Origin of the sequence: Tianweitania populi, from assembly GCF_014652875.1 — a bacterium.
GTDB lineage: Bacteria > Pseudomonadota > Alphaproteobacteria > Rhizobiales > Rhizobiaceae > Tianweitania > Tianweitania populi.
In genome coordinates, this window is record NZ_BMZQ01000001.1 from 1,156,644 (window position 1) to 1,181,920 (window position 25,277).

A 25,277-nucleotide genomic window follows, 5' to 3' on the forward strand; every position below is an offset into this window, starting at 1 on the left:
CGGCGGCTGCCGATTGTTTGCAATGTCGGGAAATGGTGCGGCGCGCCACCTTTCATCCTCATTCACTGTTAAGGTGAGCATGGGCATGGTTGAGGCCCAACGGAGCTTTGCCATGAAACGGCTGTCCCAACGTCTCGTTCTGACGGCATTGATCGCCGCGACCATCGGGTTGCCGGCCCATGCGGCCTCCGTCGTGAAAACATATAGCTATTTCAACATCGGTGGTCGGACCCTGGAAGAGCTGGAAGGCGAGCTCAACAAGCGCGGACCGCAGATGAAGAACACCGGACGCCGCCACCCTGGCGCGACACAGATGGAGTTTACCTCAAGGGTTGGCTACGCCGAACAAGGCGGCAAATGCGCGGTTGCGAAGGCGACTGTTACCGTCAAAGCCAAGGTCATCCTGCCGCGGTGGCGCGCACCGCGCCGTGCCGATCAGGATACGCGGCTGATCTGGAACACGCTTTCGGCCGACATCAAGCGTCATGAGGAAAGCCATGTCGGCATTGCCAAGAACCATGCGCGTGAGTTGGAAGACGCTCTGCGTGGACTTGGCCGCTTCCCGACCTGCCAAGCCGCGCAAAGCAGGGTGAAGCAGGTGACGGACAGAATTCTGGCCAAACACGACCGCGAGCAAACCCGCTTCGACAAGATCGAAGGCATCAACTTCGAAAGCCGAATCTTGCGCCTGCTGCAATATCGCATGGAGCGCATGTAGCGCCGATCTTTTCAGCGCTACGAGGACCGAACAGGCTGCGCGCTGCGCTCAGCCCTGCCGTTCAGGGACGTGGATGATCAGGCCTTCGAGTTCGGCCCTGACCTTGATCTGGCACGACAGGCGAGAATTCGGCCTGACATCATAGGCGAAGTCGAGCATATCCTCTTCCATCGCCTCGGGCTCGCCAACAAGCGCGGTGAACGCCTCGTCGACATAAACGTGGCACGTCGCGCAAGCGCAGGCGCCGCCGCATTCCGCCTCGATGCCCGGCACGTTGTTGCGCAATGCGGCTTCCATGACCGTCGTGCCATCAGCGACCTGGAGATCGAAACGTGTGCCGTCAAAGGCGACCATCGTGAGTGCAGTCATGGTAGATATCCCGGGGAATGAGGCCAAGGCGGAGATAAGTCCTGCCTAATCCAAGTCAACGTATTTATGGCCGCACCCGTGCCCTTGATGGCGTTCAGGAAGCGAGTTCATCAATAAAGGCGAGCGCCTCGTCGATCAGGCGCAGCAGGTGCGCGATCTTTTCGCGTGAGGTTGGATCGTGTTCGACTTCGGCCGAGCAGCGCGCGATCGCCGCAGCGCCGATCCCCGCGGCCGAGCCCCGCAGGCCGTGCGCCAGCTGCTTTCGGTCATCCTCGGAAGCCTGTTCTATCGCCTCCGCAACCGTTCTTACCTGCTGCCGAAACAGGGCCAGGACCTCACCCTGTAGCTCGCGATCGCCCATCGTCTGGCCAGCGAGATAATGCAGGTCGATCGGGCGCTCACTGGACATCGCGCTGGAATCATTCGCCGCCAAGGGCACGTGTTCGGCAGCAATGGCTGCTGCGCCTTCCACCATTTTCATGATGCTTTAATCTCTCCACCCCGTTCATCCACAGGCCGTCAGATGGCCGCCGGTCTGCGCGTTAACGACAACTTGCCCGGAAATACTGAAAACTGCACGATTGGCTTGGCCGTCGTTAACCTTGTATTTAAACTTTTACACATTCCGCGCGTTGTCGGTTTTCAATGGCCGACTGTGCCAGTACGATACGAGCTTGGATACGAAGGACTCCTGTGGCCGTTTAATGGCGCAGGCCACTTCGAACAGCGTACGGGGTAGCGTCACATGGCTCTTAAAGTGAATTCCAGCCGCAAGCCTGATCCTGCCATCGATGACCAGGATGTCAGCCGGGAATTGGAAGAAGCACTGGCGCTGGACCTGACCGGCGATCTCGACATGGACTCCTCCATGGAAGATCTCGAGCTCCAGATCTCCCAGGCTGCTGAAGAGCTGGCGCGCGAAGGCCGCGGCGATCATCAGCCTGTTGCCGAAGCTCCGGTTGTTGAAGAGCCCGTCGCATCCGAGCAGCCCCGCTCCGACGCTTCCATGCAGTTCGACCCGATCGCCGGCGCAACGGAAGACGACACCCTCGATCTCGACGACGCCCTGCTTTACTCCGGCGCGCACGCCGCTGCAGAACCTGTCGCTACCCAGTCAGCCGCAGCAGCAGCGCCAGTTGCAGCAGCACCAATCGTTGAGCCACGTCCGGCACCGCAGCCTAAGCCTGCAGCGAAGATCGAAGCCGCGAATGTCGAGCCGGCCGCAGCCCCGCTGTCGCGCACCGCTGATCCCGCACCCGCCCCGGCACCGGTCTTTGCTCCGGCCAACGACCGCTTCAAATCCGCCAGCACCGCCGTTGAGCGCGTAGCCGAGCGCCGCCCTTCACGCGCCGGCTATTGGGGGGCAACCATCCTGTCCACCGCCTGGGTCGGCGGCGGCGCGCTTCTCGCCAACGCCCTTTACGGCCCGCAAATCTGGCAGCCGGCGAGCTATCCGGAAATCTTGGCAAATCCGTCTGTTATCGGCCTCGCCGCAGGCACGGTCCTGCCGGTGATGCTGTTCTGGGCCTTTGCGGTGATGACCCGTCGCGCTCAGGAAATGCGGATTGCCGCACAGTCGATCTCCGAAGTGGCCCGCCGTTTGGCTGAGCCGGAAACCATCGCGCAGGACCGCGTGATGATGGTGGGTCAGGCGATCCGTCGCGAAGTGTCCGCCATGGGCGAAGGCATCGAGCGCACGCTTGCCCGCGCGGTCGAGCTGGAAACGCTGGTTCATACCGAGGTCAACGAACTCGAGCGCGCTTATTCCGAAAACGAAATGCGCATCCGCTCGCTGGTGGATGGTCTAGGCGCCGAGCGCGAGGCCGTGGTCAGCCATGCCGAGCGCGTGCGTGCCTCGATTTCCGGCGCGCATGAGCAGCTGAAGGAAGAGCTCGGCCAGGCCGGCGCTGTGATCAGCGGCAACATCCAGGACGCCTCGACCCGTTTGGCCGCCACGCTGAACGAGTCCGGCGACGCGCTCCTTGCGAACTTCAACGACCGCGGCGAACAGGTGAAGTCGGCGATCGACAGCCGTCTGGACACGATCTCCGAACGCATCACGACGTCCGGCGAAGCCTTTGCCGGCCTGCTCGACACCCGCATCGCGACCTTGGGCGAGAAGACCGACGGCGCCAACCGCGCTTTGGCCGAGATGCTCGACGAGCGCACCGGCGGGATCGTTTCGCTGTTGGGCGGCGCGACGCGTGCGCTGAGCGAGGAATTCGAACTCAAGCTCGGCGGCATCGAAAAGACGCTAGCCGAACGCGGCCAGTCGCTGATCGGCGCGTTTGAAAGCCGCGCCGAAGCGCTGGATGGCAATGCAGAACGGCTCAACACCGCGCTGGAAGCCCGCGCTCGTAGCATCAACGAGACGCTGATGGCGCGCACCCGCGACATCGCCGGCACGTTTGCGACCGGCAAGCAGGACCTCATCACCGTTATCGACGAAGGCAAGGCGCGTATCGGCTCCGAAATGGCCGACCTCGTTCTGTCCACCTCGTCCATGCTGGAAACGCGCGCCGCAGACTTCAGCGGCCGTCTGGCTGCAACGCGCGACGATCTCTCCGCCAACCTCGACGAAGATCTGCGCAAGCTGGAAGAAGCGCGCACCCGCATCGATCTGTCGCTGGGCGACGCCCGCGCAGCCCTGTCTTCCGCAACCGACAGCACGCGCTCGGCGATCGAAGACGCTCTGGCCGACGCGACCGGCCACCTGCAGACCACCCTTGGTGACGCCTCCACCCGCCTGTCCGATCTGGTGCGGGAAGCAGCCACCACCGTGGAAACGCAGTTCCGCTCCGGCGAAGTCGCGCTCGGCTCTTCGCTGGGCGGCGCAACCGACCGTGTGGAAGCCGCCATCGGCGATGCCACAACGCGTCTGGACGACCTGATCCGCAACGCAGCCGACGCCGTGGAAGCTCGCTTCCGTGCTGGCGAAACCTCGATTGACGCGACCCTGTCGGGTACCGGCGACCGTGTTGAAGCTGCGATCAGTGGTGCGGTGTCCAAGCTTCAGGACACGTTCCGCGACGGTGAGGCCAACCTCACCAACAGCCTGGGCGGCGCGGATGAGCGCGTCGGCGCGGCGATCGGCGGCGCAGTGACCCGTTTGCAGGAAACCTTCCGCGGCGGCGAAGCAGCCCTTGGCAACACGCTGGGCGATGCCTCGATAACGCTGGAGCAGGCTTTGCGCGAAGGCCGGGCTACGCTCGACAAGTCGCTCAGCGACGCCACCTCCACCTTTGACATCCGCGTCGGCGACGCCCGTACGGCGCTCGAGACCACCCTTGGCGCGGCCCGCGAAGGCATCAATCTGTCGGTGCACGAACATTCCCGCGCGATTGCCTCGGCCGTTGACGAACAGGAGCGCCGCTTCGCCGAGAACCGCGAGCGCCTGAGCGCCGTGCTCGACGCAGATTTGCAGCGAATCGCCGAGTCCCGCTATGCGGTTGACCGGATGATCAGCGAACAGATCCGCGGTTTCGACGAAGGTCGCGAACAGCTGACCCGAGCGCTGGAAGACGATCTCCTGCGTTTCGCGGAAGCCCGCTTGCAGGCAGATTCCGCGCTTGGTGGTCATGTCGAGAAGCTGGCGGAAGGCCGCGCCGCGCTCAGCCGCGCCATCGAAGACGATCTTGCCCGCCTGACCGAAGTAAGGTCCGAAATCGACTCGGCTGTGTCCAACCACGTCGGCAAGCTCGCGGAAGGCCGCAGCTACCTGTCGCGGGTCATGGAAGACGATCTGCAGAAGCTGGACGAGACCCGCAGCGCGCTCGACGAGACCGTGCTGGCGCATGTGCGTGCCCTTTCCGAAGGTGGCGCAGGCGTTGCCCAGTCCTTCGCCGACAGCCGCCGCGCGATCGCCGACCTGCTGGCAGCCGGCCGTGCCGAACTCAGCGACGCGCTCACGAACAGCGCAGCCAGTGTTTCCGTCGCGCTTACTGCCGATGCTGAGCGCCTCGATGAGGCCTTCCGTCGTCACACCGGCGTGATTGAAGAGCGCACGCGCACCATGGAAACGGCCCTAGCAACTGGCATCGACAATGTCCGCGGTACGCTGGAGCGCAGCGCCGGCGTGGTTGCCGGAGCACTGCGCGATCGCCTGATCGAAGTCACCGGCTCCCTGCACGAAGAAGCCGACAAGGCGTTTGTGGATGTCGACCGCCGCATCGCCGAGCGCGTCGACGCTACGGCAGCACAGCTCGGACTGCGTGCCGATGATGTGGCCCGCGCCTTTGCCGATGCCGATCGTGAAATCCAGGCACGCGCCGAGCAAACCGGCACCCAACTGTCCGAACGGGCCGCCGCCATTTCCGGCGCCCTTGAGGAAGCCGATCTGCGGTTGCGCCGTAGCGCTGAGGAAAGCGGCGAGCGTCTGGCTGCGATGGTGGAAGCCGTTGCATCCCAGCTCGGCGCCCGCGCCGAAGACGTTGCCCGCGCCTTTGCTCAGGCCGATCGTGAGATCCAGGTTCGCGCCGAGCAGACCGGTACGCAGCTGTCCGAACGGGCGGCGGCGATCACCGACGCCCTTGGCGAGGCCGATCAGCGGCTGCGTCAGAGCGCGGAAGAAAGCGGCGCACGTTTGGCGGCCATGGTGGAAGGCGTTGCATCCCAGCTCGGCGCACGCGCCGTGGATGTGGCGCACGCCTTTGCCGATGCCGATCGCACGATCCAAGAACGTGCCGAGCAGAGCGGTGCGAAGCTTGCCGAGCGCGCTGCCGCTGTTACCAAGGCGCTGGAAGAAGCCGACCGCCGCTTGCGCGCACGTGCTGAACAAAGCGGCGAACTGCTTTACGCAAAGGTCGGCGAAATTGCCGGCAGCTTCGACAAGATCGACCATCAGCTGTCCACGCGCTTCGCCGAAGGTGGCAACCAGCTTTCGGCTCATGCCGAGGAACTGGCACGCGCTATCGTGGATGCCGATCAGCGTCTCGCTGCCCGCTTTACCGACAGCAACGCCCTGCTGCGCGAGCGCAGCAATGGCATCGAAACTGTGCTGGCGGAAACCGATCGCCGCATCGCAGAGCGCATCGCAGCCAGCGATCAGACCCTGCAGGAGCGTGCGCAGGACATCGCCCGGATTCTCGGCGAAGCGGATCAGGCCATCGCATCGCGTCTCGACAACAGCGGCGCCCTGCTCGGCTCGCGCACCGAAGAACTCGCCAAGCTTCTTACCGAAGCCGATCGGGCAATTGGCGCACGCTTTGCCAACAGCGGGTCGCAACTCGGTTCGCGGACGGAAGAGCTTGCCCGCCTTCTCGATGAGGCCGATCAGCGCCTGGCAGATCGTGTGGCCGGCAGTGATGCCACTCTGCGCGATCGTGCTGAGGCGATCACCAACGCCTTTACTGAAGCCGACCAGCGCATTGCCGATCGCGTTGCACAAAGCACCGGTTTGCTGGCTTCGCGTGCCGAAGAGATCGTCAACACGCTGTCCGACACCGATCGGCAGCTGTCGGCCCGCGCGGACAACGCCGCTCAGGCGCTGCTTGCCAAGATCGACGAGATCGCTCAGGCCTTCGATGCCAATGACGGTCGCCTCACCGGCCGTGCGGAAGAAACGGCAGCAATGCTGTCCAGCCGCGCAGCCGAACTGGCCGGAATCTTTGCCGAAGCCGACCAGCGCATCGCCGATCGCTCGACGCAAACCGCGGAACTGCTCGATGGCCGCACGCAGGCTCTCGAAACCGCACTCACCCAGGCCGATCGCCGTTTGACGACCAGCATGGGCGCACTGGCAGCGCGCGTCAGCGAGCAGCTTGGCGACATGAACCAACGTCTGGAAGCCAGCGCCAGCACGGTGGGCGAGAAGCTCAACGAGCAGGTCGAGGCTGCGGAAGCCAAGCTTGCCGCAAGTGCTGCCGAACTGGCCGACACCTTCAACGCGGTGAACTCGCATATCGGCCAGCGCACGGGCGAAGCCGCGCAGACGATCGAGCGCCATGCCCGCGATCTCAGCGCCATGCTGGCTCATCGTTCCACCGAGATCGCCAAGCTGCTGGACGAAACGGCACGCCCGTTGGTCGAGCGCTTCGCAGCAAGCGGCAGCGAACTCCAGTCCAATCTGGAAGAAGCCGCCGAGCGCGCAGCCGAAAAGCTGCGCCAGGAAAACGAAGCGTTGGTCAACGCGCTGGCATCGCGCACGGCAGAGACTCTGTCGGCTGTGGAGGGTGCACGCTCCTCGCTCAGCGCTGGCGTCGGCGAGCTGATCGAGCGGCTGACCAACTCCAATGCCCGCCTCGGCGAGCTGGTCGAGTCGGCTGCGAGCAACCTCACCAGCATCGACGAGAAGCTGCTCGGCACGACGCAGAACTTCGCTACCACGACCGAACGTGCGGCGCAGACCTTCGCAAGCTCGGCTCGCCTTATTGATGCCAATGCCGGCCGTTTGACGGAACTGTCGTCCAGCACGCTGAAGGACATTGCCGCTATCGCCCGCCGCTTCGACGAGCATGGCAAGGTCCTGTCCAACGCCTCCGACCTGCTCGGCTCGGCGCAGAGCAACCTCGCTTCGACGCTGGACGATCGTCAGGGCGCGCTTGAGGAACTGGCCGTCGGCCTCGTCAAGAAGTCCGAAGACATCGAGCGGACCATGCGTTCCTTCGAGGATCTGGTGGGCAAGGCGCTGGAACGCGCCGAAGGCCGCACCCGCAGTTCGACGGACCAGATCCGCAGCGCCATCTCGGAAGTGGTTGAATCCGCAACGCAGCGCTTTGCCGATGCGACGACGGAGATGAAGAAGACCGCCGACGCGATCCGCACTGACTTGGAAGACACGCGCTCGCAGCTCAAGAAGGGCGTTCTCGACCTGCCGGAAGAAACCAAGCAGTCGACCTCGGCCATGCGCCGCGCTGTGACCGAGCAGATCAACGCGCTGAAGGAACTGTCGGATATCGTCGCCAAGTCCGGCCGTGCCTTCGATGCGACGGAACGCTCGGCTCCCCGTCAGCCCGCTCCAGCCCCTGTTGCGTCACCTTCTCCGGCGCCAGCGGCACAGGTGGCAGCACCGCGTCCCGCTCCGGCTCCGGCAGCGCGCCCCGTTGCAGCCCCGGCAGCAACGGCGGTGATGACCGCACCGGCCCCGGCAACGCGTTTGCAGCCATCACAGCCGGCACCGGCCCGCGAAGCGGCGCCTCAGGGCGGTTGGGTTCGCGATCTGCTGCGTGGCGCCTCGCGCGAAGAAACGGCTGTGGCGGCACCGGCTGCGCAACCGACGACCCCGGCCCGTTCACCGCTGCATGTGGTGGAATCGCTCAATTCGCTTTCGGTCGATATCGCCCGGGCGATTGATCATGATGCCTCGATCGAGCTGTGGGATCGCTATCGTAAGGGCGAGCGCAACGTCTTCACGCGTCGCCTTTACACGCTGAAGGGTCAGCAGACCTTTGACGAAATCCGCCGCAAGTACGAGGGCGATACGGAGTTCCGCACTGCGGTTGACCGCTACTGCAACGACTTCGACAAGCTTCTGGCCGATGTGACCCGCAACGATCGCGATAACATGATGGCGCAGACCTATCTTTCGTCCGATACGGGCAAGGTCTACACGATGCTCGCCCACGCCAGCGGCCGCCTGAAGTAAGCAGCAGGCATCACAAACAAGCAAAAGGCGGGCTTTGGTCCGCCTTTTTTGTGCAAGGAGGAAGGGTCTTGATTACGACCGATCGACTGCTGCTTCGGCCTCATACGATCGAGGACATGGACGCGCACTACGCGCTGTCCGCAGAGCCGGAAGTATACCGCTTTCTGGCAGGACGGCCCTCGACACAGGAAGAAACCTGGCTGCGGTTGCTTCGCTTCGTCGGGCACTGGAGCAGCTTCGACTATGGCCTCTTTGCCGTGGTCGATCGCTCGACGGGAAAGCTGATCGGCGATACGGGCCTTGCCCATTTCTGCCGCGAGCTTGGGCCGGATTTCGATCCCTATCCGGAAACAGCCTGGATTTTCAGCGCCTCCGTGCATGGCAAGGGCATGGCGTTCGAGGCTGCCTCGGCTGCGCATGACTGGTTCGAGACCAAGACGGGCAAGCGTGAAGCTGTCGCGATCATCAATCCAGACAACGCGGCATCGCTGCGGCTGGCGGGCAAGCTGGGTTATGAAGCGTTTGGCAGCGCGACCTACAAGGAGCACGACGTCACGACGCTGCGCCGTACGCCCTAAACAAAAAGCGCACCGCCAAGGGCGACGCGCTTCGTATTCGATTTGTTTAAGACGGTCCGTCGGATCGTCTTGGTGACCTCAGATCGAAGACGCCGTCCAGGCGACGATCTCGGCACCGGCCTGATTGAAGGCGCTGTCGAGCGCTTCCACATAAGCAGCGTTGCCCTTGGCGCCGCCACCAAGCGGTGCCCGCGCGGTGAAGGTGCGCGAGGCGCGTACCACGCCCGTGCGATCATTGAGAACGCGGATGAACAGCTCGACCACAGCCGAATTGCCGGCTGCATCGATCTGGAAGCGGCGGACCTCGGTCACGACCTGATAGTCGATCGCCAAGCCTTCACCGGGCTTGCCCACGCCGCCGAAGCGACCGGAAGCCTGGAAGCTCTCTGCCAGCCGGGCCTGAACGACGCGAGGCAGACGATCGGCCCACTGTGCACCGCCGAGATATTCGATTTCGCCGACAGCCGGCGTGATGACGATGCGCTCGCTGTCCAGCGCCTTGAGCGCAGTCGGCTCGGCAATCAGCACCTGCAACCGCCCACGACGCGCACCCTCGCTCGCGCGGGGTGCGGAGAGTGAATAGGTATCCAGCGGTGCCGGGCCGGAGCCGAGCAGCGCGCATCCCGACAGTGCCAGGGACAAAGCCAAGACACCAAGTAGCCGACTTCTTGAACGCACTGGAAATCCCCGCCTTAACCCTGAATCACTGCCTGCACGGGCAATGCAACCGTTGATATGTGTTGTCGCAGCACTGCGGCTTGTCAACGCCGTGCCCGCCCATCGTATTCACGAACGCCACCTTCACCACCGGAAATGATCCGCTGCGGGTTGCGGCTGAGATCGTTGACCGACTGTTCGATACGATTGATCGCGCGGCGACCGTCGGAAACCAGCCCGTCGATGTTACGCAGACCCTGATCGCTGAAGCGGGTCAGGTTGTCCGTGATGACGCCAATGCGCGCATTCAATTGGTCGGCGACCTGCTTGAACGAACGCAGCGTGTTGCTGGCATCTGCCATCAAGCCATTGGCCTCGCCCGAACCCAGCAGATTGTCGACCTTCAGCAGGATGCCATCGACGCGCACCGATGCCTGGTTCAGGCGCTGCATGAACTGCTGCGCATCGGCAACCGTCTGGTCGATGTCGCCGGCGCGCTGGCCGATCTTGTCGGTCACGGCCGCGAAGTCGTTCATGGCGCGGTTGGCCGAAACGCCGGCCTGCTCGATATTGGTCAGCGTGTTGCGCACCGTTGCCGGATCGACCGCCTGGACGACGTCGTTGACGCGAGCGATTGTCGTATTGGCGCCGGTGACAACGGACTCGACGGAGTCGGCGGCGGCGTTCAGGGACGACATGATGGCATCGACGCGGCCAGACGAGTCCCGCAAGGTCTCGGTGAAGGTCGTGACGTTGTTGACGATCTCCGAAACCTGCTCGCGGTTCACCGAGTTGAGCAGGCCTTCTGCCGCCGTCAAAGCGCCGTCGAGCTTCTGGGATGCGCCATCCAGCGTTTCAGACAGGCGGCTCACGCTTGCCAGGAATGTGTCGATGCCTTCCGCATTGCGGGCGAGCGAATCTGAGAAGACCTTTACGTTCTGAACGGTGTCGGTCAGCGGGCCGCGCGCATCCTTGGTGAAGCCTTCGAGTTCCACCAGCACGGAATCTGCGCGGCGGAAAATCTGCTGCGCGGTCTGCAGAAGGTTGGTCACAGCCGAGGGATTTGCGGTGATTTGTGCAACCTCACCGGTGCGCTCGGCTTCTTGCAACAGGTTTGGCTCGGCTAGATTGCCGCCCTTGAGCTCGATGTTGGCTTGGCCCGTCAAACCGGCCAGACCAATATCGGCCTGTGTGGATTGGGTGATTGGCGTGGAGGTATTGATCTCCGCATCGGCAATTGCGTCGGTCGGGTTGTTACGGTCGATAAAAACGCGGGTGATGTCACCGACCTTGACGCCGTTGAACAGCACGGCGCTGCCGCGGCCGAGGCCGGACGCGGAGCCCGGAATGCGCACGCGCAGCGTCGCGGTTTCGCCCTGGCTGTCCACCACCGCCGTCCAGTACACGAAGGCAAAGGCTGCAAGGATCGCAGCGATCGTGAAGATACCCACGACCACATAGTTGGCTCTGGTTTCCATCTACGCCGTTTCCCGCGCTTCGAGGTCGATTTGCCGCGCGCGCTTGCCGCGGAAGTAGGATTTTACCCAAGGCTCATCGCTTTTCAGCATGTCCTCGATGGTGCCGTCGACCAGCACCCGCTTCTTGCCGAGCACCGCAATGCGGTCGCAGGCCGAGAACAGGCTGTCGAGATCGTGGGTCACCATGTAAACCGTGAGGCCGAGCGTGTCCCGCAAGGTCTTCACCAGATCGTCGAAGTCTGCCGCGCCGATCGGATCAAGGCCGGATGTCGGCTCGTCCAGGAACACGATGGCTGGGTCGAGCGCCAGTGCGCGCGCCAGGGCAGCGCGCTTGATCATGCCGCCGGACAGTTCGGACGGATATTTCGGACCAGCATCCTGCGGCAGACCGACGAGGTCGATCTTCAACCGCGCCAACTCGTTCATCAGCTTGGGCGGCAGATCGAGATATTCGCGCATCGGCACCTGGATGTTCTCCAGCACGGTCAGTGCCGAGAACAATGCGCCATGCTGAAACAGCACACCGGTGCGCATATCAACGGCCATGCGCGTGCGCTCGTTGGCGCCATCGAGATCAACGCCAAGCAGCTTGATCGTGCCGCTCTGCTTCTTGTTCAAGCCCAGCACCGTGCGCAGCAGAACCGATTTGCCGGTGCCCGAACCGCCGACGAAACCAAGGATCTCGCCGCGATACACATCGAGCGACAGGTTTTCGAGGATGGTCTTGTCGCCGAACGACACGGTGACGTCGCGCGCTTCGAGAATGACCTCGCGCTCGCCGCCTCCATTGGGCGCCGTCATGTTGTTCTGTTCCGGTTGTTGTGTGGACGCGTCCAACCTGTGCCTCAGAAATTGATGGCCGCGTAGAACATGGCGAAGAGCCCGTCCACGACAATGACGATGAAGATCGATTTCACGACCGAGGTGGTGACCTGGCGACCGAGCGATTCGGCGCTGCCGCCCACCTTCATACCTTCAACCGAACCGATGATGCCGATGATGATGGCCATGAATGGCGCCTTGATCAGGCCGGCGAGAATGGAGGACAGGTCAATCGATTCGCGCAGCCGGTCGATGAAGGCCTGCGGCGGAATGCCGGAATAGCTCCACGCTACGAACATCGCTCCGCCCAATGCGGCGAAGTTGGCGATGATCGACAGACACGGCAGCGCGATGACGAGCGCGACAAGACGCGGGAAAACAAGCACGCCAACCGGATTGAGGCCGATGACCTGAAGCGCGTCGATTTCTTCGCGCATCTTCATCGAGCCGATTTCGGCCGTGATGGCGCTGCCCGAGCGACCTGCGATCATGATGGCCGTGAGCAGCACGCCCAGTTCGCGCATGATCAGAATACCGACGAGATCAACCACGAAGATTTCGGCGCCGAAGTAGCGCAGCTGGAACGCACCCTGCTGTGCGATGATGGCGCCCACGATCGCCGCCATCAGCACGACCACGGGAATCGCGCCCACGCCCATCTTGTCGATCTGCGAGGCAATAGCCGCCGGGTTGATGGCATGACCACGGCCGAGCTTCATCTGGGCGCCGCGGATCGTCGAGCCCAGGATGTGCATGCCTGCCAGGAAGTCCGTTCCGAGCGACGCCACATTGCGGCCGACGATCTCGAACGGCGCCAGCCAATCGAAGCGGCCAGCTGTGACCGGCGCGTCCTCGAACTTGGCCATTTCATCGACGGCATCGAGCAGGATCGCCATCGTGTCGGAAGCGTTGACGAAATCAACGTCCGCACCCTTGTTGGCCTGCTTTTGCGCCAACCGCTTGATCAGCCACGCACCGGCGGTGTCGAAGGAGGAAACCTGTCCGAGATCGAGCCGCAAGCTACGAACGCCATCGCGATTCTCAAGCTCGCGCATCCCGGCATCCACCTGGGCAACGCTGTGGGTTGTCCAGGGACCGGTGAAGGTGCAGGTCACACCGTCACCGTCTTCCGTGACGGCAATATCCGCATTGTCTTGGAGCTGCGCGTCGGCGCTTGCACCGTCTTCGGCTTTGGTCAACATGTTGCCTTCTTAGCCCGACCCGCGTGCACTGTCATTGTGCTCACGGCAACACTCGCGAGATGTTTGATGCCGCGCCATCTTTACCTTGAAGAAGAACGATTTCCGATAGCCGGCGCTTTTACGATCGCCCGCGGCTCCAAGACGGAAGCCGAAGTGATCCTGTGCACCTTGGTCGAAGATAGAGCGCAGGGACGCGGCGAATGCGTGCCATATCGCCGCTATGGTGAAACAACGGAAAGCGTCCGATTGCAAATCGAAACAGCAAGATCTGCAATCGAAAGCGGAATTGATCGTCAAGAATTGATTGACGTAATGGCTCCAGGTGCGGCTCGCAATGCCGTGGACTGCGCTTTGTGGGATCTTCAAGCCAAACAAAGCGGACGCAGCGTCAGCGAGCTGGCCGGTCTGACTGCGCCGCAGCCGCTCGAAACGGCATTCACCATCTCGCTTGGCGAGCCGGAGAAGATGGCAGTGGACGCCCGCGACAATGCCTGGCGCCCGCTCCTAAAGGTCAAGGTCGGAACAGAAGACGATCGGCCGCGCATGGAGGCGGTTGCGAAAGCTGCACCGAACAGCCGCATCATTCTCGACGCGAACGAGGGTTGGACGTCCAGCAACATCGAGATGCACCTTGCCGAGGCGGCAAGGCTGGGCATCGCCCTGATCGAACAGCCGCTGCCGGCCGGCTCCGACGACATGCTTGGCCGCATCGACCGCCCGGTGCCTGTTTGCGCCGACGAAAGCGTGCATGGCCTGGATGATCTTGCCGATCTTCGCGGCCGCTATGACGCCATCAACATCAAGCTGGACAAAACAGGCGGGCTGACAGCAGCGCTCGATCTGCGCCATGCAGCAGAAGCGCTCGGCTTCCAGATCATGGTGGGCTGCATGGTCGGCACGTCTTTATCGATGGCGCCGGCGATCCTGCTGGCACAGGGGGCAGCCTTCGTGGATCTCGATGGTCCGCTCCTGTTGGCACGAGATCGCGATCCGGGCTTGACTTACACCGGCTCCATCGTCTCACCGCCTGTTTCAGCACTGTGGGGCTAAGTGAAGCTCTGTGGTACACAAATGGCTGGACAACCCGGCCGTCGGTTCCCATAGCCAGCATCACCCAGGCGGCTTGATGGTGCGAGGCATGACATGGATCTTGGACTGACCGGCAAGAAGGCGATCATCTGCGCTTCAAGCAGAGGCCTTGGCCGTGGCTGCGCGCTTGCTCTGGCCGAGGAAGGCGTCGATGTCGTGCTGAACGGTCGCGATCCGGAACCGCTTGCCGCAACCGCGCGCGAGATCCGCGACCGCTTCGGGGTCCAGGTCACCGAGGTTGCAGCCGACGTTTCGACCCGCGAAGGTCAGCAGGCACTGCTTGCAGCCTGTCCAAACCCGGACATCCTCGTCAACAACAATGGCGGCCCGCCTTCGCGCGACTTCCGCAAACTCGATCGGCAGGCCATGCTCGATGGCGTGACGCAGAACATGGTCACCCCGCTCGAGCTCGTTCAGGCAGTGATCGACGGCATGGCCGAGCGCGGCTTCGGGCGCATCGTGAACATCACTTCGCTTTCCATTTATATGCCGATCCCCGGGCTGGATCTGTCATCCGGCGCGCGCGCGGGCCTCACCGCCTTCCTGGCGGGCGTCGCCAAGACGGTGGCCAACCGCAACGTCACGATCAACGGTCTCCTGCCGGGCAAGTTCGATACGGACCGCATTCGCTCCACGACGCAGTTCGCGGCCGATAAGGCAGGTGTGCCACTGGAAGAGTTTGCCGAGCGCCAGCGCCGCGAGATCCCGGCCGGGCGCATCGGCACACCGGAAGAGTTCGGCAAGGCCTGTGCCTTTCTGTGCTCCGAGCACGCCGGTTACATCACCGGACGAAACATGATCCTCGACGGCGGCCTTTATCCCTCCGCTTTTTGAGATCACAGAGCAAGAACATCTAGGAGGCAGCTTTGAAACTTGTTCGCTTTGGCCCGAAGGGTCAGGAACGTCCCGGTCTTGTTGATGACAATGGCACCATCCGCGATGCCTCATCGCTGGTTGCTGACTTCAGCCCGGAGACGGTTTCGTTTGAGCTGATCGAGACGCTGCGCAAAGCCGATCTTTCCAAGCTGCCAGAAGTGCCTGGTGATACGCGCATCGGCTCGCCGCTCTCGCGCATCGGTCATTTCCTGGCTGTCGGCCTGAACTTCGCCGACCATGCTGCCGAAACCGGCGCGGCCATCCCAAGCGAGCCGTTGATCTTCTCCAAGGCGCCAAGCTGCCTTAACGGACCGAATGACGACATCATCCAGCCACGCGGATCGGTGAAGCTCGACTACGAAGTCGAGCTCGCCGTCGTCATCGGCAAGCGCTGCGATTATGTTTCGGAAGCCGACGCGCTGTCGCATGTTCTTGGCTATGCCCTGTGCAACGATGTGTCGGAGCGCGATTACCAGAAGGAACGCGGCGGCCAGTGGCTGAAGGGCAAGAGCGCGCCGACCTTCGGTCCGCTCGGCCCCTGGATCGTCACCGCCGACGAGATCCCGGATCCGCAAGCGCTCGAAATGTTCTTGAACCTGAACGACGAGCGCAGCCAGACCGGCAACACGGACACGATGATCTTCTCCGTTGCAAAGGTCATCTCCTACCTCTCCGAATTCATGGCCCTGGAGCCTGGCGACGTGATCACCACCGGCACCCCGCCCGGCGTGGGCGCCGGCAAGAAGCCGCCAGTTTTCTTAGAGGTCGGCGACCGCCTGCACCTCGGCATCGAGAAGCTCGGCGAACAGCGCTCGCGCATCGTTGCGCGCGATCAGGCTTGAGGACCCGCTAAGCAGATGAAGCACGACCCCAACGCCCCCATCGAGGCTACGATTGACTGGGAGCGCTCGCGCCCAGGCAGCGGCGGGGACGTGCTCATTTGCGCGATCAATCTCGATCGCTCGATCGAGCGCTGGGAAGCGATCCGTGAACAGCTCGAAGCCAGCGGCATGCCCTTTGTCCGGCTCCGTGCCGTCGATGGTCGCGCGCTCGATCGGTCACTGGAAGCCAAGGTCAGCCACGAGCGTTTCGAGCAGTCCAATGGCCGCAAGATCACGCCTGGCGACATCGGTTGCTATCTCAGCCATACGGCGGCCTGGAGTTTTCTCGCCAGCCAGCCTTATCGCATGCTGCTGATCGTGGAAGACGATGCCGTTTTCCAACCCGATTGGGCGGACACGCTCCAGGACGTGCTTCGCGCGTACCGCCCCGGCATGCTGATGAAGCTGTCTTGGCAACGGCCGGGTCTGACCCGCGATGCCGGTGCGATCGACGACACGTACCGGCTGGTGCAGCCTCTCACTCATCAAGCGTGCTGCGCGGCCTACCTCGTCGACAAGGCTGCGGCGCAAGGCCTGCTGGACAGCGCGTTCCCGATCTATGTGCCGGTGGATCACTACATGGAATCCCCTTGGGAAACCGGCGTTGCCGTGCGCTCGATCATGCCCCGGCTGGCGCGTCAGCGCGGCGTCGCCAGCACCATTTCAAAGCAGAAGAAGTTCCATTGGAGCCGTCGCTGGCCCACCCTGCTTTACCGCATCAAGGCGCATTCGCTGCGTTTGTGGAACGGTTATTTCCGCACGGCCTAGCTTCGTTCGCCTGTCATTGCTATGCGGCAGGATCATAAGGTGGACCGGTGCCGCCGCTTTTTTATTGCTTGAGTTTGATTGGAGAACACGATGGTCGAGATGCAGGATAAAAAACCCGCTTCAGGCGACCTCGATCAGAGCGCTCTCTTCTTTCATCGCTATCCGACGCCCGGCAAGCTCGAGATCCAGGCGACAAAGCCGCTCGGCAACCAGCGCGATCTGGCGCTTGCTTATTCCCCGGGCGTTGCAGCCCCATGCCTCGCCATCCAGGACAATCCGGATGCAGCCGATGACTACACGACGCGCGCCAATCTCGTGGCCGTCGTGTCCAACGGCACGGCCGTGCTCGGCCTCGGCAATATCGGACCGCTCGCTTCCAAGCCGGTGATGGAAGGCAAGGCGGTTCTGTTCAAGAAGTTCGCCGGAATTGACGTCTTCGACATCGAAGTCGATGCGCCCGAGATCAGCCGCATGGTTGAAACGGTTGCGGCTCTTGAGCCGACCTTCGGCGGCATAAATCTGGAAGACGTCAAGTCGCCAGAATGTTTCGAGATCGAGGAACAGTTGAAGGCGCGCATGCGCATTCCCGTGTTCCATGACGATCAGCATGGCACCGCGATCATCGTAGCCGCCGCCGTTCTGAACGCGCTGGAAATTGCAGGCAAGCGTATCGAAGAGGTGAAGATCGTTACCTCCGGCGCGGGCGCTGCCGCGCTTGCCTGCCTCAACCTGCTGGTGTCGCTTGGTGCCAAGCCGGACAATATCTGGATCACGGATCGCTACGGTGTCGCCTATGTCGGCCGCGTGGAAGAGATGGATCGCTGGAAGGCGCCCTATCTCAAGGAGACCGATCTGCGCACGTTGGCCGACGTCATAGGCGGTGCCGATGTGTTCCTCGGCCTGTCTGCCGCCGGCGTTCTGAAGCCTGAGCTTCTGGCTGAAATGGCGGAGAAGCCGCTAATCCTGGCTCTGGCCAATCCGACGCCCGAGATCATGCCGGAACTGGCACGCGCAGCACGCCCCGATGCCATGATCTGCACAGGACGCTCGGATTTCCCAAACCAGGTCAACAACGTCCTTTGCTTCCCCTACATCTTCCGCGGCGCGCTGGATGTCGGCGCCACCGCGATCAACGAAGACATGAAGATGGCGGCAGTACGCGCCATCGCAGCACTCGCCCGTGAAGAACCGTCCGACGTTGCCGCCCGCGCTTATTCCGGGGACACGCCAATGTTCGGACCCGATTTCCTGATCCCGTCGCCCTTTGATCCCCGTCTGATCCTGCGCATCGCGCCGGCGGTGGCGGAAGCGGCGGCGCAGAGCGGCGTGGCGCGTCGGCCGATCACCGACATGCCGGCCTATCTCGACCGGCTGAACCGCTTCGTGTTCCGCTCCGGTCTGGTCATGAAGCCGATCTTCTCGGCCGCAAAAAGCGCTGGCGCCAAGCGCGTCATCTATGCCGATGGTGAAGACGAGCGCGTTCTGCGTGCGGCCCAGGTCGTTCTGGAAGAAGGCCTCGCTAAGCCCATCCTCGTCGGCCGTCCAGCCGTCATCGAAACCCGCCTCGCCCGCTACGGCTTGAAGATCCGGCCGGGCGTCGACTTCGAGATCATCAATCCGGAAGACGATCCGCGGTATCGCGATTATGTGGAAACACTGATCGCTAGAGCCGGGCGTCGCGGCGTCACACTGGAAGGCGCCCGAAGCCTGGTTCGGACGGACACGACCGTGATTGCAGCCATCGCGCTCATTCGTGGCGATGCCGATTCCATGATCTGCGGCCTGTCGGGCCGTTTCGAACGCCACATCCGCTATGTCCGCCTGATCATCGGCGCCAGCGAGGAAACGCGCGATCGCGATCTCTCGGCCTTGTCGATGCTGATCTCGCCGAAGGGCGTGACCTTCTACACCGACACCTATGTCACCGTGGATCCGTCGGCAGAAGAAATTGCCGAGATGACGATGCTTGCCGCCGAAGAGATCCGGCGCTTCGGCATCGAGCCGAAGGCTGCCATGCTGTCCTTCTCCAACTTCGGCTCCCGCGATACCGACTCGACGCTGAAGATGCGAGAAGCCGCGCGCATTCTGAAGAGCCGCGCACCGGACCTGGAATGCGACGGCGAAATGCATGCGGACTCCGCGCTGTCGGAAACGCTGCGCAACCGCATCTATCCGCATTCGACGCTGAAGGGCGAAGCCAACCTCCTGGTGTTCCCGAACCTCGATGCCGCCAACATCACCATGAACACCGTGAAGATGATGACGGATGCGCTGCATGTCGGACCGATTTTGCTCGGCACTGCCAAGCCCGCGCATATTCTCACCCCTTCGGTGACCTCGCGCGGCATCGTGAACATGACGGCGCTAGCCGTGGTGGAAGCATCGCAGCGTCTGCATCATCCCGCAGCCATCTGACGAAGAATTCACAGGCGGATGTGAGCTTCGGCATAGGCTTGCCGCAATCGTCGTCGAGCGTGTTTCGGAATGGAGGCACGGACGTCGATGGCGTGGAGACAATGGCGGAGTTTGACAGGCGCACTGGCGGGTCTGCTGCTGACGGCTTCGCTCGCGCCAAGTCAGGCCGTCGCCGCCTCGCCTCAGCTTTGCCGCCAGCTGGAAGCCGAACTCGCGGCTACGGGTAAGGGCAGTCAAAGCTCGGCCAAGGCTCGCGAATATGACCGCGCCATCACCGAGCAGGAACGGCAGCTTTCCCTGACCGAAGGCGAGTGGCAGCGTGCGGACTGCGGCTACGGATTCGATGGCGGAGCCGATCGCGTCTGCCGTCGGATCGAAGACACGCTGGCGCGCATGGAGCGGAACTACGCGGAGTTGCAGCGCGAGCGTGCACGGCTGGGTTCGAGCCGCAGCAGCCCGGTCGAGCGCCAGCGCATCCAGCGCGCCATCGACGATGCCGGTTGTCATGAGCCTGCGCCCAAGCCGCAGGAAGTCGCCGTTCCGCGCCCGTCTCAGCCCAAGCCTTCGCAGGATCGCCTGCGCACGATCTGCGTCCGAACGTCCGACGGCTACTTCTTCCCAATGTCCTATGGTGTGACACGAGACGACTTTGCGCGCGATGCCAAGGCATGCCAGGCGACCTGTCCATCCACGGAGATGCGCCTCTACTATCACAAGGTGCCGGATCAGGATGCGGCCGAGATGGTATCTGCGGACAAGAACGAGCCCTATTCCGCCCTGCCGACGGCCAATCTCTACCGCAACCATCCTCAAAGCGGTGCATCCGCCTGCGCGCCCGCTGCGCCAGAGCCAACGATCGCCAGCGTTCCTGAGCAACCCGCCGTCAGCGCACCGGCGCAGAACAGGCCGGCCACGCCACCTTCATCCGCACCCTTTGAACCGCCGGTTACGGCTAGCCCATCTATTCAGGTGCTGCCGGATCAAAGCGCCGAGCCTAAGCAAGCGCCGTCCGTGACGGCGGCTCAACCGAAGAGCGAAGCGCCGAAGGTGTTGGCTTCGCCGGCTCAGGAAAATGCGGAAAAGGCGCCGGCCATCCCGACCATACGCCCGCCGGAACCGGCGCCGGCGCGGTCGATGTCCGACGCGGACAAGCGCGTCAGGGTCGTCGGCCCAACGTTCCTGCCCGCCCAAGAAGGGGCAATAAATCTGCGAGCTCCGGGCCGGACGGGCGCCCAGTAAGCGCAAGCCTGAGCGGCATGAACAGCGTCTTGCCCTTACGGCCGCTTTGCGCCTTCACGGCATCGGTCCAGATTCTCCAGGTGCCGCGATCCCACGGCTCCGGCGGAAGCAGGTCGAACGCCTCCGCCACAAAGCCGCGATCCTCTTCAGACAGGCTCTCAGCGGTATCCGGACCCTCCCGGACGATCCGCCACCAGGTTGCGGCGTCGGCAACCGTCTCGAGATTGCCCCGCACCGCCAGCCAAAATTCCTCGGCCTGCGGACCTTCGATGCCCAGTTCAGCCAAACGTGCCTGAACCTCGGCAAACGACATCTGATGGATCAGAGCGCGATTGAGCGTTCCGACCTCAGCCGGGTCGAACTTCGCAGCGGACTTGGAGGTTGCGGCAGGATCGAAGCGCGCGGCAAGCTCTTCCATCGTGGCAACCGGCTGAACACTTTCCGACGTTCCAATCAGAACTGCCAGCGACGCCACGGCCATTGGCTCGATGCCGGACTCACGCAAACCGGTAATCGAAAGAGCGCCGGTGCGCTTGGAGAGGCCTTCGCCGCTGGCCGTGGTCAGCAGGTTGTGGTGTCCGAAAGCCGGCGGTTCAGCACCCAGCGCGCGGAACAAGGCAATCTGCGCGCCGGTATTCGTCACATGGTCGTCGCCGCGAATGATGTGCGTGATGCCCATCTCGATATCGTCGGCCACCGACGGCAGCGTGTAGAGATAGGTGCCGTCTTCGCGCACCAGAACCGGATCAGACATGGAGGCGAGATCCACCGTCTGCGGTCCGCGCACGACATCGTCCCAATGCACTTCCGTGCGGCTCGGCGCGAACGGATCATCCGCAAAGTTGGGCAGGAGGAAGCGCCAATGAGGCTTCCTCCCCTCGGCTTCCAACGCGCTGATTTCGTCAGCCGTCAGCTTTAGCGCCTCTCGGCCGTAAACCGGCGGCAGGCGCCGCGACAGCCGGATCTTGCGGCGACGCTCTAGCTCGTCTGCCGTCTCATAGCACGGGTAAAGCAGCCCAGCCGACTTCAGCTTGGCAACCGCTGCATCATAGATCGCAAAGCGCTTGGACTGGTAATCAATTGCCGAGGGCTTGATGCCCAGCCATTCAAGATCAGTGAGGATCGCGTCGGCATATTCCTGTTTCGAGCGCGCAACATCCGTGTCATCGAAACGCTGGATCAGTTGCCCGCCCGTCTTCATGGCGAACAGCCAGTTGAACAGCGCGGTGCGCGCATTGCCGATGTGGATCATGCCCGTCGGAGACGGCGCGAAGCGAACGATTGTTGTCATGAGGTGCGGCGTAGCTCCAAGCCGGTTCGACCGCAAGCACTTGATCGCGTCTAGGCCCTAACGCGTACCCCAGCGATCGTGAAACACCAGCTCATCGAGCGGCAGACGCTGTCGCCAGCCTTTCACCGCGAGCTCCGGCTCCTCATAGAGCGCATCGACATAGCCAAGGCAAAGCCAGGCGATGATCTCGATCCGCTCGGGAATGCCGAGCAGTTCGCGCACATCCTCATCCCGGAAAATGCTGACCCAACCGACACCAACCCCTTCCGCCCGCGCTGCTAGCCAAAGGTTCTGAATTGCGCACACAGTCGAAAACGCATCCATGCGGGGATTGTGCGTGCGCCCGAGCACGACCGGCCCGGCACGATCGGGATCACAGGTCACGCAGATGCTAAGCGGGGCCTTGCGGATGCCTTCTAGCTTCAGGCTGCGATAGCGATCGCGCTGCGCATCGGGAAACATCGCGGCAGCCTCGTCATTGGCGCGCGAAAAAGCCTGCCACGCACGCTCCTTCACCTGATCGTCGCTGACCAGAATAAAGCTCCAAGGCTGCATGAAACCGACGGACGGCGCGGCATGCGCTGCGCGTAGCAAGCGCGCGACCACATCAATCGGCAGGGGTTGCGGCAGGAACTGATCGCGCACGTCGCGGCGCGTTTCGATGGCCTTATAAACGGCGTCGCGCTCATCGGGCGAGAAGGGAGCAGCGGGCGCAAGGCCGCCGCGGCAAGGCTGGTTTGGCATCGTTTGTCCCCAACAATGCAGACGCCATCCCCAACAAGAGACAGCCAGAACAACCTGCCGCCGTCCGCGCGGATCAGTCTATCCTGCCAGGCCGGTCTTCTGGCTCGGCTTCAACCGCTTCGACTGCCGCCTTCCCGGGTTTTGATCCCAGTGGCATGATACAGCCTGCGTCAGCCTCACAGCGTTGGGCACGCTCCGGTTTCGCACCGGATTCCCGATTCTCCGGCATGGCACCGGCACCTGACGATGAAGTTTATGCGCGAGCCTTGGCCACCCCGCAAGGGGCTACATGCCGCTCCGGTTTAGCCGCATCTCCTTGCCGGCCTCAATCAGCTCAAAGCCGAACTGCTCGTAAAGGCCATGCGCGTCGGATGTTGCCAGCGCCCAGGATATGACGGTGCGCAGTTCCGGGTGCTCCAGCAACGATGCAACCAGAGCCTTGCCGATCCCCTTGCCTCGATGCTCTGGCCAGACAATCACGTCGGATATCCGCGCAAACAGCGCCTTGTCACCGTATGCACGTGCAAACCCGACCTGCTCGCCATCAATCAGGGCGATCGCACAGATCGAGTTCGCGAAGGCGACTTCGTGCAACGCATCTGTTCGTTCCGCACCCCAATAACTCTCACGAAGCAGTTGCGAGGTGCGGGCGAAATCGAGCTTTGCAAGGTCGAAGCTGATCTCGACCTGGCTCATCCCCGATCGCGGAAGCGGTTGGTGATGGGATAGCGACGGTCGCGGCCGAAATTCTTGCGCGTGATCTTCACGCCCGGTGCCGCCTGCCGACGCTTGTATTCGGCGAGGTAAAGCAGGTGCTCGATGCGCTGAACGGTTTCCGCCGAATGGCCCTTCGCCACGATCTGCTGCACGCTCATCTCGTTTTCGACCAGACATTCCAGAATGTCGTCGAGCACGGGATAGGGCGGCAGCGAATCCTGATCGGTCTGGTTTTCACGCAGCTCGGCAGAGGGCGCCTTGTCGATGATGTTCACCGGGATCACCTCGCCCGACGGTCCCATCGCACCGGCCGGAACATGCGCATTGCGCCAGCGCGCGATCGAATAGACCTGCATCTTGTAGAGGTCCTTGATCGGATTGAAGCCGCCATTCATGTCGCCGTAGAGCGTGGCGTAGCCCACCGACATCTCGCTCTTGTTGCCGGTGGTGACCACCATCGAGCCGAACTTGTTGGACACGGCCATCAGGATCACGCCGCGCGTGCGCGACTGCAGATTTTCTTCCGTGATGCCTTCCTTCGTGCCCGCAAAGGTCTCGGCCAGGGAGGACAGGAAGCCCTCGACCGGCTCGGCAATCGGAACGATGTCATAGCGGCAGCCGAGCGCTTCGGCGCAAGCTTTCGCATCCTTCAACGATTCTTCCGATGTGTAGCGATAGGGCAGCATGATTGCATGAAGCCGCTCTTCGCCAAGCGCATCCGCAACCAAGGCTGCGCACACCGCCGAATCGATACCGCCGGACAGGCCGAGCACGACGTTCTTGAAGCCGTTCTTGTTCACATAATCGCGCAGGCCTAGCATGCACGCGAGGTAATCGGCTTCCTCGCCCTGCGGCAGCTTCGCCATCGGGCCGCTGTCGCAGACCCAAATGCCATCGCGGCGCTTCCAGGTCACGACGGCAACCGTTTCCTCGAACTCGGACAGCTGGAAAGCCAGAGACTTGTCGGCCTCGATGCCGAAGGAAGCGCCGTCGAACACCAGCTCGTCCTGACCGCCGAGCTGGTTGGCCCAGACCATCGGCAGACCGCTCTCGATCACCTGCCGGATCACCGTCTGCTGCCGCACATCCATCTTGCCGCGATAATAAGGCGAGCCGTTCGGCACGAGCAGGATTTCGGCGCCACTCTCGGCCAGCGTCTCGCAGACCCCGAGCTGTCCCCAGATATCCTCGCAGATCGGAATGCCGATCCGCACGCCGCGGAAGTTCACCGGTCCAGGCATATGGGGGCCTGGCTGGAACACGCGCTTCTCGTCGAACTCGCCATAGTTCGGCAGGTCGAGCTTGAACCGCTCGCCCAGGATCTCGCCGTTATCAGCCACGATCACCGAGTTATGGACACCGCTTGTGCGCTTCAGCGGGGTGCCGATGATGACGCCGGGTCCACCATCCGCCGTATCCTTCACAAGCTCGCGCGCCGCACGCTCACAGGCATCCACGAAGGCGGGCTTAAGAACGAGGTCTTCCGGCGGATAACCGGCGATGAACAGCTCGGTGTAGAGAACGATGTCCGCGCCCTGCCCGGCTGCCTCCTTGCGCGCCTTGCGCGCCAGTTCGAGGTTTCCGGATATGTCGCCGACCGTCGGATTCAGCTGCGCAATCGCGACACGAAGAGCATTGAGCGGAGAAGAGTCTGAATGTGTCTGAGCCATATCAATGATCTAGCGCGCGACTTATGAGCCTGCAATTGCCGTCTTCCAGAGAAAAGAGTAGGCAACACGCGAATTCATCTGGTCAGGACATCGCCATGTCGCTTTTACCGGCAATCATGGCCCATGCTTGCGACCCGTTTGACGCAACATGAAGTCGCTGACGCATGGATACTGAACACTT

Annotated in this window: 19 protein-coding genes and 1 riboswitch; of the genes, 9 read left to right on the plus strand and 10 right to left on the minus strand. The window is 62.8% G+C overall.

Annotated features, from left to right (window positions below):
- Positions 1-112 precede the first annotated feature (112 nt).
- On the plus strand, positions 113-718 hold the full coding sequence (locus IE166_RS05720) for a DUF922 domain-containing Zn-dependent protease (protein WP_189502400.1): 606 nt from the start codon (positions 113-115) through the stop codon (positions 716-718).
- Positions 719-766: 48 nt separating this feature from the next.
- Here IE166_RS05720 and IE166_RS05725 read toward each other — a convergent pair whose 3' ends face one another.
- Complete coding sequence (locus IE166_RS05725) at positions 767-1,087, minus strand: 2Fe-2S iron-sulfur cluster-binding protein (RefSeq protein ID WP_189502402.1); 321 nt, start codon at positions 1,085-1,087, stop codon at positions 767-769.
- Positions 1,088-1,181: 94 nt separating this feature from the next.
- A complete protein-coding gene (locus tag IE166_RS05730; protein ID WP_189502404.1) occupies positions 1,182-1,568 on the minus strand; it encodes an Hpt domain-containing protein in 387 nt (128 codons plus the stop codon).
- Positions 1,569-1,832: 264 nt separating this feature from the next.
- Here IE166_RS05730 and IE166_RS05735 point away from each other — a divergent pair, with 264 nt between their 5' ends.
- Together IE166_RS05735 and IE166_RS05740 are read left to right on the plus strand one after the other, a co-directional pair.
- Positions 1,833-8,669 carry an apolipoprotein A-IV repeat region-like domain-containing protein gene (locus tag IE166_RS05735; RefSeq protein WP_189502405.1) on the plus strand — a complete coding sequence of 2,279 codons (6,837 nt, stop codon included), beginning with the start codon at positions 1,833-1,835 and terminating at the stop codon, positions 8,667-8,669.
- 68 nt (positions 8,670-8,737) lie between these two features.
- Positions 8,738-9,247, plus strand: a complete 510-nt coding sequence (locus tag IE166_RS05740; RefSeq protein WP_210312937.1) for a GNAT family N-acetyltransferase — start codon at positions 8,738-8,740, stop codon at positions 9,245-9,247.
- A 78-nt stretch (positions 9,248-9,325) separates the two neighbouring features.
- On the opposite strand, the gene IE166_RS05745 is transcribed toward IE166_RS05740, so the two are convergent.
- The 4 genes from IE166_RS05745 to IE166_RS05760 all read right to left on the minus strand — a co-directional run bounded on the left by IE166_RS05745 (position 9,326) and on the right by IE166_RS05760 (position 13,406).
- Entirely contained in the window at positions 9,326-9,895 is a 570-nt protein-coding gene (locus tag IE166_RS05745) for an ABC-type transport auxiliary lipoprotein family protein (RefSeq protein ID WP_244641339.1), read from the minus strand.
- 113 nt (positions 9,896-10,008) lie between these two features.
- Positions 10,009-11,382 (minus strand): MlaD family protein, encoded by a 1,374-nt coding sequence (locus IE166_RS05750; protein WP_189502409.1) that lies wholly within the window; start codon positions 11,380-11,382, stop codon positions 10,009-10,011.
- Positions 11,383-12,231: an ABC transporter ATP-binding protein gene (locus IE166_RS05755; protein WP_189503255.1), complete on the minus strand. Its 849-nt coding sequence runs from the start codon at positions 12,229-12,231 to the stop codon at positions 11,383-11,385.
- Positions 12,228-13,406 (minus strand): ABC transporter permease, encoded by a 1,179-nt coding sequence (locus IE166_RS05760; protein WP_189502411.1) that lies wholly within the window; start codon positions 13,404-13,406, stop codon positions 12,228-12,230. The genes IE166_RS05755 and IE166_RS05760 overlap by 4 nt, the downstream gene beginning before the upstream one ends.
- A gap of 66 nt (positions 13,407-13,472) precedes the next feature.
- Here IE166_RS05760 and dgcA point away from each other — a divergent pair, with 66 nt between their 5' ends.
- The 6 genes from dgcA (at position 13,473) to IE166_RS05790 (ending at position 20,674) form a co-directional block, all read left to right on the plus strand.
- Positions 13,473-14,456 carry an N-acetyl-D-Glu racemase DgcA gene (gene dgcA, locus IE166_RS05765; protein ID WP_189502413.1) on the plus strand — a complete coding sequence of 328 codons (984 nt, stop codon included), beginning with the start codon at positions 13,473-13,475 and terminating at the stop codon, positions 14,454-14,456.
- Between the two features lie 93 nt (positions 14,457-14,549).
- Entirely contained in the window at positions 14,550-15,329 is a 780-nt protein-coding gene (locus tag IE166_RS05770) for an SDR family oxidoreductase (RefSeq protein WP_189502416.1), read from the plus strand.
- A gap of 32 nt (positions 15,330-15,361) precedes the next feature.
- Positions 15,362-16,213 (plus strand): fumarylacetoacetate hydrolase family protein, encoded by an 852-nt coding sequence (locus tag IE166_RS05775; protein ID WP_189502417.1) that lies wholly within the window; start codon positions 15,362-15,364, stop codon positions 16,211-16,213.
- A 15-nt stretch (positions 16,214-16,228) separates the two neighbouring features.
- Positions 16,229-17,020, plus strand: coding sequence for a glycosyltransferase family 25 protein (locus IE166_RS05780; RefSeq protein WP_189502419.1), 792 nt, complete (start codon positions 16,229-16,231; stop codon positions 17,018-17,020).
- Positions 17,021-17,110: 90 nt separating this feature from the next.
- Positions 17,111-19,435, plus strand: coding sequence for an NADP-dependent malic enzyme (locus IE166_RS05785; RefSeq protein WP_189502421.1), 2,325 nt, complete (start codon positions 17,111-17,113; stop codon positions 19,433-19,435).
- Positions 19,436-19,522: 87 nt separating this feature from the next.
- Complete coding sequence (locus IE166_RS05790) at positions 19,523-20,674, plus strand: DUF2865 domain-containing protein (RefSeq protein WP_189502423.1); 1,152 nt, start codon at positions 19,523-19,525, stop codon at positions 20,672-20,674.
- Here IE166_RS05790 and gltX read toward each other — a convergent pair.
- The 4 genes from gltX to IE166_RS05810 form a co-directional block, all read right to left on the minus strand.
- Positions 20,592-21,965 carry a glutamate--tRNA ligase gene (gene gltX, locus IE166_RS05795; RefSeq protein ID WP_189502425.1) on the minus strand — a complete coding sequence of 458 codons (1,374 nt, stop codon included), beginning with the start codon at positions 21,963-21,965 and terminating at the stop codon, positions 20,592-20,594. The genes IE166_RS05790 and gltX overlap by 83 nt on opposite strands.
- A gap of 57 nt (positions 21,966-22,022) precedes the next feature.
- The gene (gene bluB / locus IE166_RS05800; protein ID WP_189502427.1) at positions 22,023-22,709 is read right to left on the minus strand and encodes a 5,6-dimethylbenzimidazole synthase; all 687 of its coding nucleotides are present in this window, start codon (positions 22,707-22,709) and stop codon (positions 22,023-22,025) included.
- Between the two features lie 72 nt (positions 22,710-22,781).
- A riboswitch (cobalamin riboswitch) is annotated at positions 22,782-22,968 on the minus strand.
- Positions 22,969-22,994: 26 nt separating this feature from the next.
- Positions 22,995-23,405 carry a GNAT family N-acetyltransferase gene (locus IE166_RS05805; RefSeq protein WP_189502429.1) on the minus strand — a complete coding sequence of 137 codons (411 nt, stop codon included), beginning with the start codon at positions 23,403-23,405 and terminating at the stop codon, positions 22,995-22,997.
- Positions 23,402-25,096: an NAD+ synthase gene (locus IE166_RS05810; protein WP_189502431.1), complete on the minus strand. Its 1,695-nt coding sequence runs from the start codon at positions 25,094-25,096 to the stop codon at positions 23,402-23,404. Before IE166_RS05810 ends, IE166_RS05805 begins: the two co-directional genes overlap by 4 nt.
- Positions 25,097-25,277: the final 181 nt, after the last annotated feature.

What these genes read in the sequence shown, in the direction of transcription:
- IE166_RS05790 (WP_189502423.1), top strand. Translation starts at nt 19,523, where the DNA reads ATGGCGTGGAGACAATGGCGGAGTTTGACAGGCGCACTGGCGGGTCTG.
- IE166_RS05785 (WP_189502421.1), top strand. Translation starts at nt 17,111, where the DNA reads ATGGTCGAGATGCAGGATAAAAAACCCGCTTCAGGCGACCTCGATCAG.
- IE166_RS05750 (WP_189502409.1), bottom strand. Translation starts at nt 11,382, where the DNA reads ATGGAAACCAGAGCCAACTATGTGGTCGTGGGTATCTTCACGATCGCT.
- IE166_RS05735 (WP_189502405.1), top strand. Translation starts at nt 1,833, where the DNA reads ATGGCTCTTAAAGTGAATTCCAGCCGCAAGCCTGATCCTGCCATCGAT.
- IE166_RS05805 (WP_189502429.1), bottom strand. Translation starts at nt 23,405, where the DNA reads ATGAGCCAGGTCGAGATCAGCTTCGACCTTGCAAAGCTCGATTTCGCC.
- IE166_RS05730 (WP_189502404.1), bottom strand. Translation starts at nt 1,568, where the DNA reads ATGAAAATGGTGGAAGGCGCAGCAGCCATTGCTGCCGAACACGTGCCC.
- IE166_RS05725 (WP_189502402.1), bottom strand. Translation starts at nt 1,087, where the DNA reads ATGACTGCACTCACGATGGTCGCCTTTGACGGCACACGTTTCGATCTC.
- dgcA (WP_189502413.1), top strand. Translation starts at nt 13,473, where the DNA reads ATGCCGCGCCATCTTTACCTTGAAGAAGAACGATTTCCGATAGCCGGC.
- IE166_RS05780 (WP_189502419.1), top strand. Translation starts at nt 16,229, where the DNA reads ATGAAGCACGACCCCAACGCCCCCATCGAGGCTACGATTGACTGGGAG.
- IE166_RS05760 (WP_189502411.1), bottom strand. Translation starts at nt 13,406, where the DNA reads ATGTTGACCAAAGCCGAAGACGGTGCAAGCGCCGACGCGCAGCTCCAA.
- IE166_RS05720 (WP_189502400.1), top strand. Translation starts at nt 113, where the DNA reads ATGAAACGGCTGTCCCAACGTCTCGTTCTGACGGCATTGATCGCCGCG.
- IE166_RS05770 (WP_189502416.1), top strand. Translation starts at nt 14,550, where the DNA reads ATGGATCTTGGACTGACCGGCAAGAAGGCGATCATCTGCGCTTCAAGC.
- gltX (WP_189502425.1), bottom strand. Translation starts at nt 21,965, where the DNA reads ATGACAACAATCGTTCGCTTCGCGCCGTCTCCGACGGGCATGATCCAC.
- bluB (WP_189502427.1), bottom strand. Translation starts at nt 22,709, where the DNA reads ATGCCAAACCAGCCTTGCCGCGGCGGCCTTGCGCCCGCTGCTCCCTTC.
- IE166_RS05810 (WP_189502431.1), bottom strand. Translation starts at nt 25,096, where the DNA reads ATGGCTCAGACACATTCAGACTCTTCTCCGCTCAATGCTCTTCGTGTC.